Source organism: Cupriavidus sp. USMAA2-4 (assembly GCF_001854305.1).
Lineage (GTDB): Bacteria > Pseudomonadota > Gammaproteobacteria > Burkholderiales > Burkholderiaceae > Cupriavidus > Cupriavidus malaysiensis.
In genome coordinates, this window is sequence record NZ_CP017748.1 from 2643722 (window position 1) to 2662004 (window position 18283).

General features: G+C 70.5%; 10 protein-coding genes. 6 read left to right on the plus strand and 4 right to left on the minus strand.

The genetic code is table 11. The features are described from left to right. Positions 1–170 precede the first annotated feature (170 nt). From BKK79_RS11560 to BKK79_RS11585, 6 genes are all read left to right on the plus strand, one after another. Positions 171–2456 carry a primosomal protein N' gene (locus tag BKK79_RS11560; RefSeq protein WP_071038519.1) on the plus strand — a complete coding sequence of 762 codons (2286 nt, stop codon included), beginning with the start codon at positions 171–173 and terminating at the stop codon, positions 2454–2456. A 173-nt stretch (positions 2457–2629) separates the two neighbouring features. Beyond that, positions 2630–6643 (plus strand): trifunctional transcriptional regulator/proline dehydrogenase/L-glutamate gamma-semialdehyde dehydrogenase, encoded by a 4014-nt coding sequence (gene putA, locus BKK79_RS11565; RefSeq protein ID WP_071037747.1) that lies wholly within the window; start codon positions 2630–2632, stop codon positions 6641–6643. 166 nt (positions 6644–6809) lie between these two features. Continuing rightward, a complete protein-coding gene (locus tag BKK79_RS11570) occupies positions 6810–7958 on the plus strand; it encodes a branched-chain amino acid ABC transporter substrate-binding protein (RefSeq protein WP_071010378.1) in 1149 nt (382 codons plus the stop codon). A gap of 140 nt (positions 7959–8098) precedes the next feature. Next, complete coding sequence (locus tag BKK79_RS11575; RefSeq protein ID WP_071037748.1) at positions 8099–10051, plus strand: tetratricopeptide repeat protein; 1953 nt, start codon at positions 8099–8101, stop codon at positions 10049–10051. A gap of 145 nt (positions 10052–10196) precedes the next feature. Beyond that, the gene (locus BKK79_RS11580) at positions 10197–11432 is read left to right on the plus strand and encodes a cation:proton antiporter (protein WP_083384175.1); all 1236 of its coding nucleotides are present in this window, start codon (positions 10197–10199) and stop codon (positions 11430–11432) included. After that, positions 11432–12547, plus strand: a complete 1116-nt coding sequence (locus BKK79_RS11585; protein WP_071010373.1) for a YbdK family carboxylate-amine ligase — start codon at positions 11432–11434, stop codon at positions 12545–12547. The genes BKK79_RS11580 and BKK79_RS11585 overlap by 1 nt, the downstream gene beginning before the upstream one ends. Before the next feature lie 196 nt (positions 12548–12743). Here the strand turns inward: BKK79_RS11585 and BKK79_RS11590 are convergent, their stop codons facing one another. From BKK79_RS11590 to gcvP, 4 genes are all read right to left on the minus strand, one after another. Then, complete coding sequence (locus tag BKK79_RS11590) at positions 12744–13067, minus strand: EthD family reductase (protein ID WP_071037749.1); 324 nt, start codon at positions 13065–13067, stop codon at positions 12744–12746. Positions 13068–13280: 213 nt separating this feature from the next. After that, a complete protein-coding gene (locus BKK79_RS11595; RefSeq protein WP_071010370.1) occupies positions 13281–14657 on the minus strand; it encodes an L-serine ammonia-lyase in 1377 nt (458 codons plus the stop codon). 77 nt (positions 14658–14734) lie between these two features. Then, entirely contained in the window at positions 14735–15271 is a 537-nt protein-coding gene (locus tag BKK79_RS11600) for a DUF421 domain-containing protein (RefSeq protein ID WP_071010368.1), read from the minus strand. A gap of 63 nt (positions 15272–15334) precedes the next feature. Then, complete coding sequence (gene gcvP / locus BKK79_RS11605) at positions 15335–18262, minus strand: aminomethyl-transferring glycine dehydrogenase (RefSeq protein ID WP_071037750.1); 2928 nt, start codon at positions 18260–18262, stop codon at positions 15335–15337. Between the last annotated feature and the right edge of the window lie 21 nt (positions 18263–18283).

Sequence of the window (18283 nt, forward strand, 5' to 3'; positions counted from 1 at the left end):
CTGCGTCGCACCCAAAATTTGCCCGCGGCGGCGGCGCACAAGGGCGGCGCGGCGCGACGCCCACCCCTGGTGCGCCGCCCGCCGCATGCGCGGGGAACGCACCCGTGAATCCCGCCACCGAGGACACCGCCAGCGCTTGCGCGGCCGACGTCGTAACGGCCGCGGCGGGGCTGGCTGCGGTGTTTCCCGCCGCGGAGCCCGGCATCGTGCGCGTTGCCCTGGATACGCCGGCGGCCGACAGCTTCGACTACCTCGGCAGCGGCGCTGCCACCCCCGGCGCGATCGTCAGCGTGCCCTTCGGCCGCCGCGAGCTGGTCGGCGTGGTGTTGGGCCGTGCCGACAGCAGCGAGGTGCCGGCAGAGCGGCTGCGCCCGGTGAGGGCGCAGGTGGACTGGCTGCCTCCGCTCGATGCGAACTGGATGGCGCTGGCCGTCTTTGCGGCTCGCTACTACCATCGCTGCCTCGGTGAAGTGATGCTGCCGGCCCTTCCTCCCGCTTTGCGCGAGAGCGCCGGCTGGGCGGGGCTCGCGCAGCGGGCGCAGGGCAGGTTCTATCGCTTGCTGCCCGGGGCCGGCCAGGCCCTGCTCGACAGCGTGCCGGCGCGTGCGCGCAGCGTGATGGCATTGGCGCAGGCGCTGACGGCCGCGGCCGACGATGCCGGCGAGGATGGCGGGCCGGGCCTGTCCGCCAGCGAGGCGCGCGCCTTGTGCAGCGCCGCGCCGGCCCGCCTCGCGCAATGGGAAGAGGCTGGATGGATCGAGGCCGAGACCCGTGCCCGCCCGCTGCTGGCAACCGAGCCCGGGCGGGCGCCCTCGGAGCCGCCGCCGCTACATGCGGAGCAGCGGCAGGCGGTCGAGGCGATCGGCGCGGCGCAGGGCTTTTCCCCGTTCCTCCTGCACGGCGTCACCGGCAGCGGCAAGACCGAGGTCTACCTGCACGCCATCGCGCAGGCGCTGGCCGCCGGCCCGCACGCCCAGGTGCTGATGCTGGTACCCGAGATCAACCTGACGCCGCAGCTGCAGGCGCGCGTGGCCGCGCGCTTTCCGGGCGAGCCGCTGGCGGTGCTGCACAGCGGCCTGGCCGAGCAGGAGCGCAGCCTGCAATGGCTGGCCGCGCATCGCGGCGAGGCGCGTATCGTGCTGGGCACGCGCATGGCCATCATGGCCTCCCTGCCGCGCCTGGCGCTGATCCTGGTCGATGAGGAGCACGATACCTCCTACAAGCAGCAGGACGGCCTGCGCTACTCGGCGCGGGACCTCGCGGTCTGGCGCGCCAAGCAGCTCGGCATTCCGGTGGTGCTGGGTTCGGCCACGCCTTCGATGGAATCCTGGTGGCGCGCCGAGCAAGGTGCCTACCGCAAGCTGGTGCTGCGCGAGCGCGCCCAGGCCGACGCCGTGCTGCCAGCGGTGCGGCTGGTCGACCTGAACCACGAGCGCCAGCGCCAGCGGCCGCTCTACGAGGGGTTGTCGGTGCCGCTGCTGGACGCGGTGCAGGCGCGCCTCGAGCGCGGCGAGCAGAGCCTGCTCTTCCTCAACCGGCGCGGCTATGCGCCGGTGCTGGCCTGCGATGCCTGCGGCTGGCTGTCCGGCTGTCCGCGCTGTTCCGCCTACCTGGTGCTGCACCGGCCCGAGCGGCGGCTGCGCTGTCACCATTGCGGGCTGGAGGCGCCGGTGCCGCACCATTGTCCCGACTGCGGCAATATGGACATCGCTCCGCTGGGGCGCGGCACGCAGCGGGTCGAAGAGGCCCTGGCGGCGCGTTTTCCACAGGCCCGCATCGCCCGCATCGATGCCGACTCGACACGCCGCAAGGGCAGCGCCCAGGCCATGTTCGACGATGTCCACGCCGGCGAGGTCGACATCCTGGTCGGCACGCAGATGGTGGCCAAGGGGCATGACTTCCAGCGCGTCACGCTGGTCGGCATCGTCCACCCGGACGCCGCCATGTTCAGCCACGACTTCCGCGCCGCCGAGCACCTGTTCGCCTCGCTGATGCAGGTGGCCGGGCGCGCCGGACGGGCCGGCCTGGCGGGCGAGGTACTGATCCAGACGCGCTACCCCGACGCTCCGGCTTTGCAGGCGCTGGCCCGCCATGACTATGATGGATTCGCTGGCGCCCAATTGCGCGAACGCCGCCAGGCGGGCCTGCCGCCCTTCGCCTACCAGGCCTTGCTGACGGCCGAGCACGGCCAGCTGGACCGGGCGCTGGCCTTCCTGCAGGCCGCGCGCCGGCAGGCGGAGCAGGGCGTGCCGGCGCCCGAGGTGCAACTGCACGATCCGGTGCCGATGTCGATGGTGCGGGTCGCCAACCGCGAACGTGCCCAGATGCTGGTGGAAAGCCACTCGCGCGCGGCGCTGCAAAGGTTTATCAGCGCATGGGTGCTGACTTTCGATGGCATCGGCGAGGCCGCGAAGGGCGTGCGCTGGCAGTTGGAGGTGGATCCGCTGCGGATCTGAGCGGCCCCGGCTGCACGCCAGCGGGATATTTGAGGTGCAACCGCGTTTACCCCTATGAAAACGCTGGTTGCACCTGGTTGCACCGCGGCTTGCGGGCGGCGTAAGATGGCGCCAACCCAACGATTGCCGCAGCGACCACGGCCGGTCGCGGCCCAGCCAGGAGAACCGCACGCATGGCTACCACCACCCTGGGCGTCAAGCTCGACGACGCCTCGCGCGAGCGCCTCAAGCGCGCCGCCCAGCGCATCGACCGCACGCCGCACTGGCTGATCAAGCAGGCCATCTTCAGCTACCTCGAGCAGATCGAGAACGGCCTGCTGCCGCACGGTGCCGCCGATGCGGCGGAGTCGGGCGCGGCCGACGGCGCGGACGCCGCGGCCGCCGAGAGCGCGCCCCAGCCCTTCCTCGAATTCGCGCAGAGCGTGCAGCCGCAATCGGTGCTGCGCGCAGCCATCACCTCCGCCTATCGCCGGCCCGAGCCAGAGTCGGTGCCGGTGCTGCTGGAACAGGCTCGCCTGCCAGCGGTGCAGTCGGAGGCGGCCGTGGCCATGGCGGCGGCGCTGGCGCGGCGCCTGCGCGAGCGCAAGGCCGGCGGGAGCCCGGGCTGGAGCAAGCAGGGGCTGGTGCAGGGACTGGTGCAGGAGTTCTCGCTGTCCTCGCAGGAAGGGGTGGCGCTGATGTGCCTGGCCGAGGCCCTGTTGCGCATTCCCGACAAGGCGACGCGCGATGCGCTGATCCGCGACAAGGTCAGCGGCGCCAACTGGCAGTCGCACCTGGGCCAGAGCCGCTCCCTGTTCGTCAACGCGGCGACCTGGGGCCTGCTGCTGACCGGCAAGCTGGTCACCACCCACACCGAGACCGGGCTCACCCATGCCCTCACGCGCCTGATCGGCAAGGGCGGCGAGCCGCTGATCCGCAAGGGCGTGGACATGGCCATGCGGCTGATGGGCGAGCAGTTTGTCACCGGCGAGACCATTTCCGAGGCGCTGGCCAACGCGCGCCGCTACGAAGCCGACGGCTTCCGCTACTCCTATGACATGCTGGGCGAGGCGGCCATGACCGAGGCCGACGCGCAGCACTACCTCGCCGCCTACGAACAGGCCATCCATGCCATCGGCCAGGCCTCGGGCGGGCGCGGCATCTATGAGGGGCCGGGCATCTCGATCAAGCTGTCGGCACTGCATCCGCGCTACAGCCGGGCCCAGCACGAGCGCGTGATGAACGAGCTGTACGACCGCCTCAAGTCGCTGACCCAGCTGGCACGCCACTACGATATCGGCCTCAACGTCGACGCCGAGGAGGCCGACCGCCTGGAGCTGTCGCTCGACCTGCTGGAGCGCCTGTGCTTCGAGCCGGAGCTGGCCGGCTGGAACGGGATCGGCTTCGTGGTGCAGGCGTACCAGAAGCGCTGTCCCTTCGTCATCGACTACCTGATCGACCTGGCGCGCCGCAGCCGCCACCGCCTGATGATCCGCCTGGTCAAGGGCGCCTACTGGGACAGCGAGATCAAGCGGGCGCAGGTCGACGGCCTGGAGGGTTACCCGGTCTACACGCGCAAGGTCTACACCGATGTGTCCTACCTGGCCTGCGCGCGCAAGCTGCTGGCCGCACCCGACGCCATCTTCCCGCAGTTCGCCACCCACAACGCGCATACGCTGGCGGCCATCTACCAGATCGCCGGACACAACTACTATCCAGGCCAGTACGAATTCCAGTGCCTGCACGGCATGGGCGAGCCGCTCTATGAGCAGGTGGTCGGCCCGGTCGCACAGGGCAAGCTGAACCGCCCCTGCCGCATCTATGCCCCGGTAGGCACGCACGAGACGCTGCTGGCCTACCTGGTGCGGCGCCTGCTGGAGAACGGCGCCAACACCTCCTTCGTCAACCGCATCGGCGACGACTCGGTGCCGATCGAAGACCTGGTCGCCGATCCGGTGGCCGTGGTCGAGCGCCTGCACCGCGAGGAAAACGTGCTCGGCCGCCCGCATCCGCGCATCCCGCTGCCGCGCGAACTGTACGGCGCGGTGCGCGCCAATTCCGCCGGCATCGACCTGTCGAACGAGCAGCGCCTGGCGTCGCTGTCGTCGGCCCTGCTGGCGGCCTCGGGCGATCGTCCGCTGGCCGAGCCGATGCTGGGCGCGGCGGCGGAGCCGGGTGCAGCGGGCGAACCCGTGCCGGTACTCAATCCGGCGGACCGGCGCGACGTGGTCGGCCACGTGGTCGAGGCTGGCGAGGCCGAGGTGCAGGCCGCGCTCGCGGCCGCCGCCAATGCCGCGCCGATCTGGCAGGCGACCCCGCCGGCGACCCGCGCGGCCGCGCTGGAACGCGCCGCCGACCTGATGGAAGCGCAGATGCAGTCACTGATGAACGTGATCATGCGCGAGGCCGGCAAGACCTTCTCCAATGCCATCGCCGAGGTGCGCGAGGCGGTGGACTTCCTGCGCTACTACGCGGCCCAGGTGCGCGCGGACTTCTCCAACGATTCGCACCGCCCGCTCGGGCCGGTGGTCTGCATCAGCCCGTGGAACTTCCCGCTGGCCATCTTCACCGGCCAGGTGGCGGCCGCGCTGGCAGCCGGCAATCCGGTGCTGGCCAAGCCCGCCGAGCAGACGCCGCTGATCGCGGCCCAGGCGGTGCGCCTGCTGCGCGAGGCCGGCGTGCCGGCCGGCGCGGTGCAGCTGCTGCCGGGCCGCGGCGAGACCGTGGGTGCGGCGCTGGTGGCCGATGCCCGCGTGCGCGGCGTGATGTTCACCGGCTCCACCGAAGTGGCGCGCCTGCTGCAGCGCAGCCTGGCCGGCCGCCTCGATGCCGGCGGACGCCCGATTCCGCTGATCGCGGAGACCGGCGGCCAGAACGCGATGGTGGTCGACTCCTCGGCGCTGGCCGAGCAGGTGGTGGCCGACGTGATGCAGTCCGCTTTCGACTCCGCCGGGCAGCGCTGTTCGGCGCTGCGCGTGCTGTGCCTGCAGGAAGACGTGGCCGAGCGGGTCCTCAAGATGCTGAAGGGGGCCATGGCGGACCTCGTGCTGGGCAATCCCGACCGGCTTTCCACCGACGTCGGGCCGGTCATCGACGAGGAGGCGCGTGCCGGCATCGTTGCCCATATCGAGGCCATGCGCGCCAAGGGCCGCCGCGTGCACCAGGCCGAGCCGAACGTGGCGCTGACCGAGGCGTGCCGGCACGGCACCTTCGTGCCGCCGACGCTGATCGAGCTCGACAGCATCGACGAACTGCAGCGCGAAGTATTCGGCCCGGTGCTGCACGTGGTGCGCTATGCGCGCGAAGATTTCGATGCGCTGATCGACCAGATCAACGGCACCGGCTACGGCCTGACCATGGGCGTGCATACCCGCATCGACGAGACCATCGCCCACGTCGTGGCGCGCATCCATGCCGGCAACCTCTACGTCAACCGCAATATGGTCGGCGCCGTGGTCGGCGTGCAGCCGTTCGGCGGCGAGGGCCTGTCGGGCACCGGGCCCAAGGCCGGCGGTCCGCTCTACCTGCCCCGGCTGCTGGCGCTGCGCCCGGCCGGCGCCGCGGCACTGGCGGTGGCGCGCGCCGATGCGCGCGCCGGCACCAGCGGCAACGACGCGGCGGGCGATCTCGCGCCGCGCACGGCGGGCGGCCGGGCGGCACTGGCCTTGCTGGCCGAGCTGGGTGCGTGGGCAGGCGAGCCGCATCCGGCGCTGGCCGAGGCCTGCCGCAGCTACGCGGCCGCTTCGCCCGCGGGCCTGGAGGTGACGCTGCCGGGCCCCACCGGCGAGCGCAATACCTATACCGTGCTGCCGCGCGAAGGCGTGCTGTGCCTGGCGCAGGAGGAGGGCGACCTGCTGCTCGAACTGGCGGCGGCACTGGCGGTCGGCGCGCCGGCGTTGTGGCCCGACGACAAGGCCAGCCGCGCGCTGCGGGAGCGCCTGCCCCAGGCAGTACAATCGCGCGTCCGCCTGGTGGCCGACTGGACGGCGCCGGACTGTGGCTACGACGCCGTGCTGCATCACGGCGACTCCGACCGGCTGCGCACGGTCTGCCAGCAGGTGGCGGCACGGACGGGCCCCATCGTCGGCGTACAAGGACTGGCCCACGGTGAACCGGATGTGGCCCTGGAGCGTTTGGTGATCGAGCGCTCGCTGTCGGTCAACACGGCCGCGGCGGGTGGCAATGCCAGCCTGATGACCATCGGCTGAAAGGGCTGAAACGGCTGAAACGGCTGCGGCCGTCAACGGACATCGGACCGCGCGGGCAGGCGGCGATCCTGCCTGCCTGCGCAAGAAAGCGAGGCGCCGCAAAGGCGTTCCGCGCATACTGCCGGAAGCGGCATCAATCGGGACCCAAAGGGACCAAGGAGAACTGATGAACTCGACATTGCACAAGACGGCGCTGGCCGTCGCCCTGGCCGCCGCAGGCATGGCCTCCACCACCGCCTTCGCGCAGGCGCAGGAGATCAAGCTGGGCTTCGCCGCGCCGATGACCGGCGGCCAGGCGCAGTATGGCAAGGACATGCAGAACGGCGTGGTGCTCGCCATCGAGGACATGAACGCCACCAAGCCGAAGATCGGCGGCAAGCCGGTCAAGTTCGTGCTGGTCTCCGAGGATGACCAGGCCGACCCCAAGACCGGTTCGGTGGTGGCGCAGAAGCTGGTGGATTCCGGCATCCAGGGCATGCTCGGCCATTTCAACTCGGGCACCACGATCCCGGCCTCCATGGTCTACAACCGCGCCGGCATCCCCCAGATCGCCATGGCGACGGCGCCGGAGTATACGCGCCAGGGCTTCAAGACGACCTTCCGCATGATGACCTCCGACACCCAGCAGGGTTCGGTGATCGGGGCCTTCGTGGTCAAGAAGCTGGGCGCCAAGAACATCGCCATCGTCGACGACCGCACCGCCTATGGCCAGGGCCTGGCGGACGAGTTCGAGAAGGCGGCCAAGGCGGCCGGCGGCAAGGTGGTGCGGCGCGAGTACACCAACGACAAGGCGGTGGACTTCAAGGCCGTGCTGACCAACATCAAGCGTGCCAATCCGGACATCATCTTCTACGGCGGCGCCGAGACGCAGTCCGCGCCGATGGCCAAGCAGATGAAGGAACTGGGCATCAAGTCGCCGATGGTATCGGGCGAGATGTCCAAGACCGACAACTTCCTGAAGCTGGCCGGCACGGCCGCCGAGGGCACGGTGGTGTCGCTGGCCGGCCTGCCGCTGGACGAGATGCCGGGCGGCAAGGCATATGAGCAGAAGTACGAGAAGCGCTTCGGCAGCAAGGTGCAGACCTATTCGCCGTATGCCTACGACGGCGCCACCGCGATGATGACGGCCATGATCAAGGCCGGCTCGGCCGACCCGGCGCGCTACCTGCCGGTACTGGCGGCGACCAATATGCAGGGCGTCACCACCAAGACCCTGGCGTACGACGCGCGCGGCGACCTGAAGGACGGCGGCATCACCGTCTACAAGGTCGTGGGCGGCAAGTGGACCGTGCTGCAGACGGTCGGCGGCAAGTAAGCCAGCGCACGTCTCAAGGGCATAAAACGCCACTCCAGCGGGGGGTGGCGTTTTTTTTCGCCGCTATTGCTCGCGATGCTGGTGCTGCCGTTGGCGCATAATCCGCACTCGCACATTCAGATTGAGCAGAAGGAGTTGTCGTGTCCGTGCAGGAAGTGAGCTACGCGCATGCCGTCGAACTGGCCAACGCGGAGCGCTATGACGAGGCGCTGCAGATCGCCGGCCAGCTAGCGCGCGCGCATCCGGAAGTGGTGGACTACGTGCTGCTGCTGGCGCGGCTGACCTTCGACCGTGGTGACAAGGCGCGCGCCTACGCCATCCTCGACGAGGCGCTGGTGGCGCTGTCGAGCCAGCCATTGCAGCCGGCCCACCGCCTGGCCTCGCGCGGCCTGCTGGTGCTGCGCTACGGCCTGTTGCTGATGAGCGAGGGCCGCTGCCGGGAAGCGCTGCCCTGGCTGCACGAGGCGGCCCGCCGCAACGGCCTCGCCACGGGCGACTGGACCGCGCTGCTGCATGCCGGCCTGGCCCACTTCCGCCTGGGCGAGTTCGCCGAGGCCGGCCGCTTCTGGTATGCGCTGCTGTATCGCGCACCCGATCTCGGCGTGGAGGAGATCCTGCCGCTGTGCGTCGAACACGTCAACGCGGCGGGCGAGCGCGCCGAGCCGATGCTGCGGGTTTGCCTCGGCCGCATCGCGCTGGACAACCCCGGCCTGCTCGGCATGGACGCCGCGGGCGGCGACGCGGTGGCGCTCGACCAGGCCGGCCAGGTGCTGGCGGCAGCGCCGGACCATCCGCAGGCCAGGCGCCTGCGCGCGCCGCTGCGGCATGGCGTCGGCGACATCGCCGGTGCCCTCGACGACCTCGACACCTATCTGCGCCAGCAGCCCGACCCGCAGGCGCAGGTACGCGCGCTGGCGTGGCGCCAGCAGGCCGCCGCCGCTGCGGGCAACGCCGCCGCGGTCAGTGAGCTGTGGCAGCGCTTCGCCTTCGATACCCAGGCCCAGGACGCGGCCGGCTACTACCGCGCGGCCGAGGCGCTGGCCGACCTGATCGCCGAAACGCCCGCGGCCGAGACCGCGCTGCGGCCCCAGCTGGTGCAGGCGCTGCGCCTGGGCCAGCAGCGCTTCGAGCACTATTTCGACGGTGGCGAGGGCAGCGCGGAAGGCCATGGCGGCGACGCCGACCCCCACCTGTACGCCTTGCTGTGCCGCCTGCTGGCGCGCAGCCTGCCGGCCGGCGCGGCTCACGTGGCCGAGCGCATCGAACTGCATCGCAAGGGCATTGCCGCCAGCGAGTTCATCGCGCAGTGGATCGACCTGCTCGACAGCTACGCCGAGGCGGGCGACCACCACAAGGCGGTGGAAGCGGCCGGCGAGGTGCTCAACCGCTACCCGGTCGAGCGCGATCCGGCCAACGTCGGCTGGGTGGTCAGCCGCCTGATGGCGGCCTGGCTGGCCATCGGCGGCGGCGAGGCCACCGAGTCGGCGCGCATCGCGCTGGCCCACATGGATACGCGCCTGGATGGCCTGCCGGTGGAGGCGCGCAGCGAGTCGGCGCATGCCATGGCTCATGCGCGCGCGCATCTGGCAGCCCTGCTGCAGGCTGCCGCCGTCGGCGCCCACGAACACGACCGTGCCGACCTGTGTGCGGAGATCGAAGCGCTGCAGCGCCGTGCGCTGCTGGTCGAGGATGCCTGGCTGTTCAACCGCTTCGGGCTGGTCTGGCGCGGCCTCGGCGACAGCGCGCGGGCGTTCCCGCTGTTCGAGCAGGCCATTGCGCTGGCCGGCGACGATGCACGCGACGCGGCCGGCCCGCGCGTGCAGCGCGCGCTGATCCTGACCGAGCAGCAGCGCCATGCCGAGGCCCTGGCCGACTTCGACGCGGCCTTCGCCGTGCGCGACGACTGGGATGCCGAGGCCTGCCTGGTCGCGGTGCAGGCCGCGCTGGGGATGGAGCGGCGCGAGACTGCGCTGGAGTACTTCGGCAAGGCGCGCGCACGCGGTGCGGCGCAAGGGCGCAGCCGCAGTCTCTACGCCAAGGTCGAGACCGCGCTGCGGGCGACGCGTCCCAAGTGGAAGCTGTGGGGAGTGTGAGCGGCCGCACAGTGGTCGTTGCCCCGGCCTTTTCTGCTGGATGGCTGGTTTTTGGTCGAACTTGGCGGCTGTTGCCGCACTGATGGGGGCGGTGTCGGACAAACTCCGACACGGAATGTCACGGGCTTCCAGTACCATGGCAGCCATGACTGGACTGAGCCAACTGTTTCCCAGCCTGCCGCTAGCCCCCGGCGGGCTGTTCTGGGTAGGGCTGGCGCTGGTGGGCGCGGGCCTGGCCGGCGAGATCTGCCGCGCCTGGCTGCGCCTGCCACGCATCATCGGCTATGCGGCTGCCGGCCTGGCCGCCGGCACCCTGGGCCGCGGCATCCTCGACGAGAACATGCTGGCCCAGACCCATGTGCTGATCGACATGGCGCTGGCGCTGGCGCTGTTCGAGCTGGGCCACCGCCTTTCCATCACCTGGTTGCGGGCCAACCGCTGGCTGCTCTTCACCAGTGCCTTCGAGAGCCTGCTGACCTGGGGCCTGGTGGCGGCGGTGCTGCAGTGGATGGGCGTGGTGCCGGCGGTGGCGATCCTGGCGGGCGGCATCGCGGTGAGCACCTCGCCCACCATCGTGCTGCAACTCAAGAACGAACTGCGCGCCGAGGGCCAGGTGACCGAGCGCCTGCTGGCCCTGGCCGCGCTCAACAGCATCTATGCGGCCATCATCGTGCAGCTCGCCACCGGCTGGCTGCACTCCGAGTACGGCAACCTGGGCGCCGCGCTGCTGCACCCGCTCTACCTGCTGGTCGGCTCCTGCGCGCTGGCCTGGGGCGTCGGCAAGGCCGGCCACGCCATCTATGCGCGCATGTCGAGTGACGATCACTACAGCTTCCTGGTACTGGTCGGGCTGGTGCTGTTCGCGCTGGCGCTGACGCAGGTACTAAAATTGTCCATGCCGCTGACGCTGATGCTGGCCGGCGTGGTGTTCAAGCACCAGGACCGCCAGCCGCATGTGTGGCCGGCGCACTTCGGCAGTGCGGGCAGCCTGCTGATCATCGTCATGGTGGTCTCGCTGGGCCTGCCGCTGACGGCCCACGACTGGGCCGTCGGCGGTGCCGCGGCGGTGGTGCTGGTGGTGCTGCGCCACGCCGCCAAGCTGGCCGGGGTGGTGACGCTGGGCTCCTTCTCCGGGCTGAGCCTCAAGCAATGCATGGCGCTCGGGCTGGCGCTGGGGCCGATGTCCGGGCTGGCCTTCCTGCTGATGAGCGCCGTGGCGCGGCTCTATCCCGACACCGGCGAGCCGTTGGCCGCCATCATCCTGTGCACGCTGGCCATCGAGCAGCTGCTGGCGCCCGCGCTGGCCGCGCTGGGCCTGCGCTTCGCCGGCGAGGTGCGTGGCGGCAACAGTCATGGCCATGGCAATGGAGGGGCGCACTGATGTCACTGGAATCGTTCACGCACTCCGAGGCGCTGACTTTCGGCGTCGAGCTGGAACTGCAGCTCGTCAACCGGCACGACTATGACCTGGCGCCGTTTGCGCCCGACCTGCTGCGCGCGCTCAAGGGCGCCCGCCACGAGGGCGACATCAAGCCAGAGATCAGCCCGTCGATGATCGAGATCAGCACCGGCATCTGCCACAGCTACGCGCAGGCGCTGGATGAACTCGGCACCATGCGCGACCTGATGGTCGAGGCCTCGCACGCGCTCAACCTGGGCATCTGCGGCGGCGGCACCCACCCTTTCCAGCAGTGGTCCGAACGCACCATCTCCGACTCGCCGCGCTACCGCTACATCTCCGAGCTGTACGGCTATCTCGCCAAGCAGTTCACGGTATTCGGCCAGCATGTGCACATCGGCTGCCCGAGCGCCGACGAGTCGCTCTACCTGCTGCATGCGATCGGCCGCTACGTGCCGCACTTCATCGCGCTGGCGGCATCCTCGCCCTATGTGCAGGGCGTCGATACCGGCTTCGCCTCGGCGCGCCTGAACTCGGTCTCCGCGTTCCCGATGAGCGGGCGCGCGCCCTTCGTGCTGACCTGGGACGCCTTCACCGCCTACTTCAACAAGATGCACGCCACCGGCGTGATCGAGAGCATGAAGGACTTCTATTGGGACATCCGGCCCAAGCCGGAATTCGGCACCATCGAAGTCCGCGTGATGGACACGCCGCTGACGGTGCGGCAGGCCTGCGACATCGCCGCCTACATCCAGGCGCTGGCGCGCTACCTGCTGCTGGCGCGCCCTTTCATGCCGCAGGAGGACGACTACCTGGTCTACACCTTCAACCGTTTCCAGGCCTGCCGCTTCGGCCTGGAGGGCGAGTATGTGCATCCCAACGAGCTGACGCGGGTGCCGATCGCCGATCACATCCTGTCGATCTGCGATGCGCTGGTGCCGCATGCCGAGGCGCTCGGCTCGCTCGAGGCCCTGGCCAATATCCGCGCGCTGGCGGCAAGCCGCAGCGGCGACCAGCGCTGGCTGCGCCGGACCTATGCGGAATCGCGCAGCCTGCGCGACACGGTGCGGCAGAGCTGCGACAGCTGGGCCTCCTGAGTTTCCCGGGGCTGCTGCGTCCCTGACGCCTGCCGCGCCGGACCACGCGCCCGGTCGCGCAGAGGCGACCGGGCAGGGCCGGCCGGGCGAAGGACATTGACGGTCGGCGCGAACTCGCCGCGCGCCAGCGTGGCGGCCAGTGCGGGGCCATTTCAGGCCGCACGGGAGGTGGCGCCGGCCGGCGGCGCGTCCCGGCTCAGCGCGGCAGCAGCACCTCGCTGAGCTGGATCAATGGCCTGGCGTCGGTGTAGTTGGGGATGTCGCCCTGCAGCTCGGCCGCGTGCGGCCCGAAGGCGGCGGCAAAGGCCTTGGCATCGTCGAACAGGAAGTGGCCCATGGCCACGTAGGCCGGTGCCGAGCCCGGGGCGGCGCCACCCAGGCCGCGTTCGATGGCGTAGCCGCGGTAGCCTGGCGCGCTGCGGAACAGCTCGTCGGCGCGCGCCATGTGGCGCGACTGGTAGTAGTCGAAATCGAACCTGCCGCCTTCCTGGTACGGATAGAGAATGCTGACTTTGATCATGGGGTGATCCCGTTCGTTGTCGCAAGAGAGGCCGCGCCGGGCGCGTGCTGCACCTGCCCGCCGCGGCGCGGCGAAGGCGGGCAGGACGCCAGCCTAGCAAAAAGTGCAGACTCGTGCTTTCCGTCCGCTTCGTCCGCTTCGTCCTGTCCGCCCGCCTGGCCTGCTTCCGCCGCGCCCGCCGCCCATCGCTCCGGCGCGCCGGAGCGCCGGCGCTCAGCACTCGACGATGTTCACGGCCAGGCCGCCGCGTGCCGTCTCCTTGTACTTGGTCTTCATGTCGGCGCCGGTCTCGCGCATGGTCTTGATCACCGAGTCGAGCGACACATAGTGCATGCCGTCGCCGCGCAGGGCCATGCGGGCGGCATTCACCGCCTTGACCGCGGCCATCGCGTTGCGCTCGATGCAGGGGATCTGCACCAGGCCGCCGACCGGATCGCAGGTCAGGCCGAGATTGTGCTCCATGCCGATCTCGGCGGCATTCTCCACCTGGGCCGGACTGCCCCCCAGCACCGCGGCGAGCGCGCCGGCCGCCATCGAACAGGCCACGCCGACCTCGCCCTGGCAGCCCACCTCGGCGCCGGAGATGGAGGCGTTGAGCTTGTAGAGCAGGCCGATGGCGCCGGCGGTGAGCAGGAAATCCACCACGCCTTGTGCGCTGGCTCCCGGCACGAAGCGGTCGTAGTAGTGCAGCACGGCAGGGATGATGCCGGCGGCGCCATTGGTCGGCGCGGTCACCACGCGGCCGCCGGCGGCGTTCTCCTCGTTGACGGCGATGGCGTAGAGGTTGACCCAGTCCAGCGCGGAGAGGGGATCCGACAAGGCGCGCTCGGCGCGTTCGGTCAGGTGGCGGAACAGTTCCGGGGCGCGCCGGCGCACCTGGAAGGGACCGGGCAGCAGGCCGTCGGTGCGGCAGCCGCGCGCGACGCAGGCCTGCATCACGTCCCAGATATGCAGCAGGCCGGCGCGAACCTCGGCTTCGCCATGCCAGACCAGTTCGTTCTCCAGCATCAGCTGCGCGATGGACTTGCCGCTGGCGGCGGCCATCTCCAGCATGGTGCGCCCGCTGCGGAACGGATGGGGCAGCTGGCGCTCGGCCTCCAGCACCTGCGTATTGGGCGCGCCGGCGGTGACCACGAAGCCGCCGCCGACCGACAGGTAGCGCGCCTCGCGCAGCGTGGCCCCGGCCGCGTCGAAGGCATGGAACTTCATGCCGTTGGGGTGTTCCGCCATGGCCTCGCGGCGGTAGAACGCGATGTGTTCCTTCTCGACGAAGGGCACCTCGTGCCGGCCCAGCAGCGCCAGGCGGCCGCCGGCGCGCAGCGCGGCCAGCCGTGCGGCGATGCCGTCGGGATCGACGGTGTCGGGGCTTTCGCCCATCAGGCCGAGGATGACGCCGCGGTCGGTGCCGTGTCCCTTGCCGGTGGCGCCGAGCGAGCCGTACAGCTCGACGCGCACCGTGGCCACGCGCGACAGCAGCCCGTCGCGCTCCAGGCCATGGACGAACAGGCCGGCCGCGCGCATGGGGCCGACCGTGTGCGAACTCGAGGGGCCGATGCCGACCTTGAACAGGTCGAAGACGCTGACAGCCACGATAGTCTCCTTCTCGATGGCCTGGCGGATCGCCGGATGGCGGTCAGCCGTGGTGGTGGGTGAGGGCCCTGGCCGCCTCAGACCGTGTCGTCGTCCGCCGCGCCCTGGTGCCACAGCGAGCCGGCGGCCTCGCGCGGCGTCGCCGGCGCTTCCCGGTGCACCAGCACGCTGATGCTGCCGTCGGTTTCCAGGATGGCCACGTGCACGTCGCCGAGGCGCTCGCAGCCGGCGCGGCGCAGCGCCTTGTGCAGGTCGTCGCGGGTGATGCGCTCGCGCTGCATGAGTTCATGGTAGACCCGCCCGTCGTGGACGAGTACCTCGGGCCGGCCCTCGGCCACCCGCTCGAAGCGGCGGCTGCGCGCCGTCAGCGTGGCCAGCAGCAGGTTGGCCGCAACCAGCGTGACGGCCAGGATCAGCCCCGCCGTGACCGAGTTGTCGCCGGCGTTCATGGCGTTCTGCACCGCGTTGGACAGCACCAGCAGGAGTACCAGGTCGAAGGGCGTGAGCTGCCCGATCTGGCGCTTGCCGGTCACGCGCAGCAGTACCAGCACGCTGCCGTAGACGATCAGCCCGCGCAGCACGAACTCCCACCAGGGAGCACTCAGGTTCCACATCGCGACTCCTGACTCCGGATTCCTGCGTGGGGCCGGGCCGGAGCCGGCTCCGGCCCCGGTCGTTCAGTCCTGCGCGTACTCGCCGATGGGTACGCAGCTGCAGAACAGGTTGCGGTCGCCGTACACGTTGTCGGCACGGCCGACCGGCGGCCAGTACTTCTGCGTGCGCAGCGACGCCAGCGGGTAGGCCGCTTCCTCGCGCGTGTACCGGTGGGGCCAGGCGTCGGCAGTCACCACCGCGGCGGTGTGCGGGGCGTGCTTGAGCGGGTTGTCCTCGCGGTCGAAGCTGCCGTCTTCCACGCGCGCGATCTCCTTGCGGATGGCGATCATCGCGTCGATGAAGCGGTCCAGCTCGTGCAGCGCTTCGCTTTCGGTCGGCTCGATCATCAGCGTGCCCGGCACCGGGAAGCTCATCGTCGGCGCGTGGAAGCCGTAGTCCATCAGGCGCTTGGCCACGTCCTCGTTGCTGATGCCGGTGACTTTCTGCAGCGGACGCAGGTCCAGGATGCACTCGTGCGCCACCAGGCCGTGCTGGCCCGTGTACAGCACCGGGTAGTGGGGCGACAGGCGCTTGGCGACGTAGTTGGCGGCGAGGATGGCATTCTCGGTGGCGGCGGTCAGGCCGGCCGAGCCCATCATGGCGACGTACATCCACGAGATCGGCAGGATGCTGGCCGAGCCGAATGGCGCGGCGGACACGCCGCCGATGCCGTTGTCGTCGCGGCGGTAGCCCACGCTGTCCTGGTTGGGCAGGAAGTCCGCCAGGTGCGCGCCGACCGCCACCGGGCCCACGCCAGGGCCGCCGCCGCCGTGCGGGATGCAGAAGGTCTTGTGCAGGTTCAGGTGCGAGACGTCGCCGCCGAACTGTCCAGGCGCGGCAGTACCGACCATGGCGTTCATGTTGGCGCCGTCCACGTAGACCTGGCCGCCGTGGCGGTGCACGATCTCGCAGATCTGCTGCACGCCCTGCTCGAACACGCCGTGCGTGGACGGGTAGGTGATCATGATGGCCGCCAGGTTGCTGCTGTGCTGCTCGGCCTTCTTCGCCAGGTCGTCCAGGTCGACGTTGCCGTTCTCGTCGCAGGCCACCACCACCACCTTCATGCCGGCCATCTGCGCCGACGCCGGGTTGGTGCCGTGCGCCGAGGACGGGATCAGGCAGATGTCGCGGTGGCTCTCGCCGCGGCTGGCATGGTAGGCGTGGATGATCAGCAGGCCGGCGTACTCGCCCTGCGAGCCGGCGTTCGGCTGCAGGCTGACGGCGGCATAGCCGGTGGCGGCGCACAGCATCGCCTCGAGCTGGTCGATCATCTCGCGGTAACCGACGGTCTGGTCCAGCGGCGCGAACGGGTGGATACGGCTGAACTCGGGCCACGTCACCGGGATCATCTCGCTGGTGGCGTTCAGCTTCATCGTGCACGAGCCCAGCGGGATCATGGTGCGGTCGAGCGCGAGGTCCTTGTCGGCCAGCATGCGCAGGTAGCGCAGCATCTCGTGCTCGGCGTGGTGCGTGTTGAACACCGGGTGCGTCAGGTAGGCGCTCTGGCGGGCCAGGCCGTCGGGGAAGGCGTCCTGCGCCGCGGCCTCGATGGCATCGAAGGCGAGCGAGGCCGGCAGGGGCTTGCCATGCGAGAAGATCTCCCACAGCGCGATGACGTCCTCGCGCGTGGCGGTCTCGTCGAGCGATACGCCGACGCGGGTGGCGCCGGCATGGCGCAGGTTGATGCCGCGCGCGCTGGCGGCGGCATGGATGGCCTCGGTGTTGAAGCCGGTCTCGAGCGTCAGTGTGTCGAAGAAGGTGGCATTGGCGCGCGCGAAGCCAAGTGCTTCCAGGCCGGCGGCCAGCGTCGCCGTCAGGCGGTGCACGCGCTGCGCGATGCGCTTGAGGCCGGCCGGGCCGTGGTAGACCGCGTACATCGAGGCCATCACCGCCAGCAGTACCTGCGCGGTGCAGATGTTCGAAGTGGCTTTCTCGCGGCGGATGTGCTGCTCGCGCGTCTGCAGGGCCAGGCGGTAGGCCTTGTTGCCTTGCGCGTCGACGGTCACGCCGACCAGGCGGCCCGGCATCGAGCGCTTGAACGCGTCCTTGACCGCCATGTAGCCGGCGTGCGGGCCGCCGAAGCCGAGCGGCACGCCGAAACGCTGCGAGTTGCCCACCGCGACGTCGGCACCCCATTCGCCGGGCGCGGCCAGCAGGGTCAGCGCGAGCAGGTCGGCGGCGGCCACCACCAGGCCGCCGGCGGCATGCACGGCGTCGGCGATGGCGCGGTAGTCATTGACGTCGCCGTTGACGCCGGGATATTGCAGCAGCACGCCGAAGGCATGCGCACCCGCGGCCTCGGCGGCGGGCCCGACCTTGACCTCGATGCCGAGCGGCTTGGCGCGCGTGCGTACCACTTCCAGCGTCTGCGGCAGCACGTCGTCGGCGACGTAGAAGGTCTGCGAGGCATGCTTGTTGACGCGCTGCAGCAGCGTCATCGCCTCGGCGGCGGCGGTGCCCTCGTCCAGCATCGAGGCATTGGCGATGTCGAGGCCGGTCAGGTCGGTGACCATCTGCTGGAAGTTCAGCATCGCTTCCAGGCGGCCCTGCGAGATCTCGGGCTGGTAGGGCGTGTAAGCGGTGTACCAGGCCGGGTTCTCGAAGATATTGCGCAACACCACGGCGGGTGTATGCGTGTCGTAGTAGCCCTGGCCGATGAAGCTCTTGAACACCTTGTTCTTGCCGGCGAGGGCGCGCAGCCTGGCCAGCGCGGCTTCCTCGCTGAGCGGCTCGGCGAACTCGCCCAGCGGCAGCGGGTCGCGGCGGCGGATGGCGGCGGGGATCACGGCGTCGATCAGCGCGGCGCGGCTGTCGTAGCCGAGCATCTTCAGCATGTGCTGTTGTTCGGCGGCGTCGGGGCCGATGTGGCGTCCGGCGAAGGCGTCGCGCGCCTCCAGTTCGGCCAGCGTGGGACGGGCGTGGGCGGCGTTCATGGGCAGCGGGGCATTCATGGCAGGGGTCTCGTCAGGCGC

Coding starts and splice junctions, on each gene's coding strand:
- putA (WP_071037747.1), top strand. CDS start 2,630: ATGGCTACCACCACCCTGGGCGTCAAGCTCGACGACGCCTCGCGCGAG.
- BKK79_RS11570 (WP_071010378.1), top strand. CDS start 6,810: ATGAACTCGACATTGCACAAGACGGCGCTGGCCGTCGCCCTGGCCGCC.
- BKK79_RS11580 (WP_083384175.1), top strand. CDS start 10,197: ATGACTGGACTGAGCCAACTGTTTCCCAGCCTGCCGCTAGCCCCCGGC.
- BKK79_RS11585 (WP_071010373.1), top strand. CDS start 11,432: ATGTCACTGGAATCGTTCACGCACTCCGAGGCGCTGACTTTCGGCGTC.
- BKK79_RS11590 (WP_071037749.1), bottom strand. CDS start 13,067: ATGATCAAAGTCAGCATTCTCTATCCGTACCAGGAAGGCGGCAGGTTC.
- BKK79_RS11600 (WP_071010368.1), bottom strand. CDS start 15,271: ATGTGGAACCTGAGTGCTCCCTGGTGGGAGTTCGTGCTGCGCGGGCTG.
- gcvP (WP_071037750.1), bottom strand. CDS start 18,262: ATGAATGCCCCGCTGCCCATGAACGCCGCCCACGCCCGTCCCACGCTG.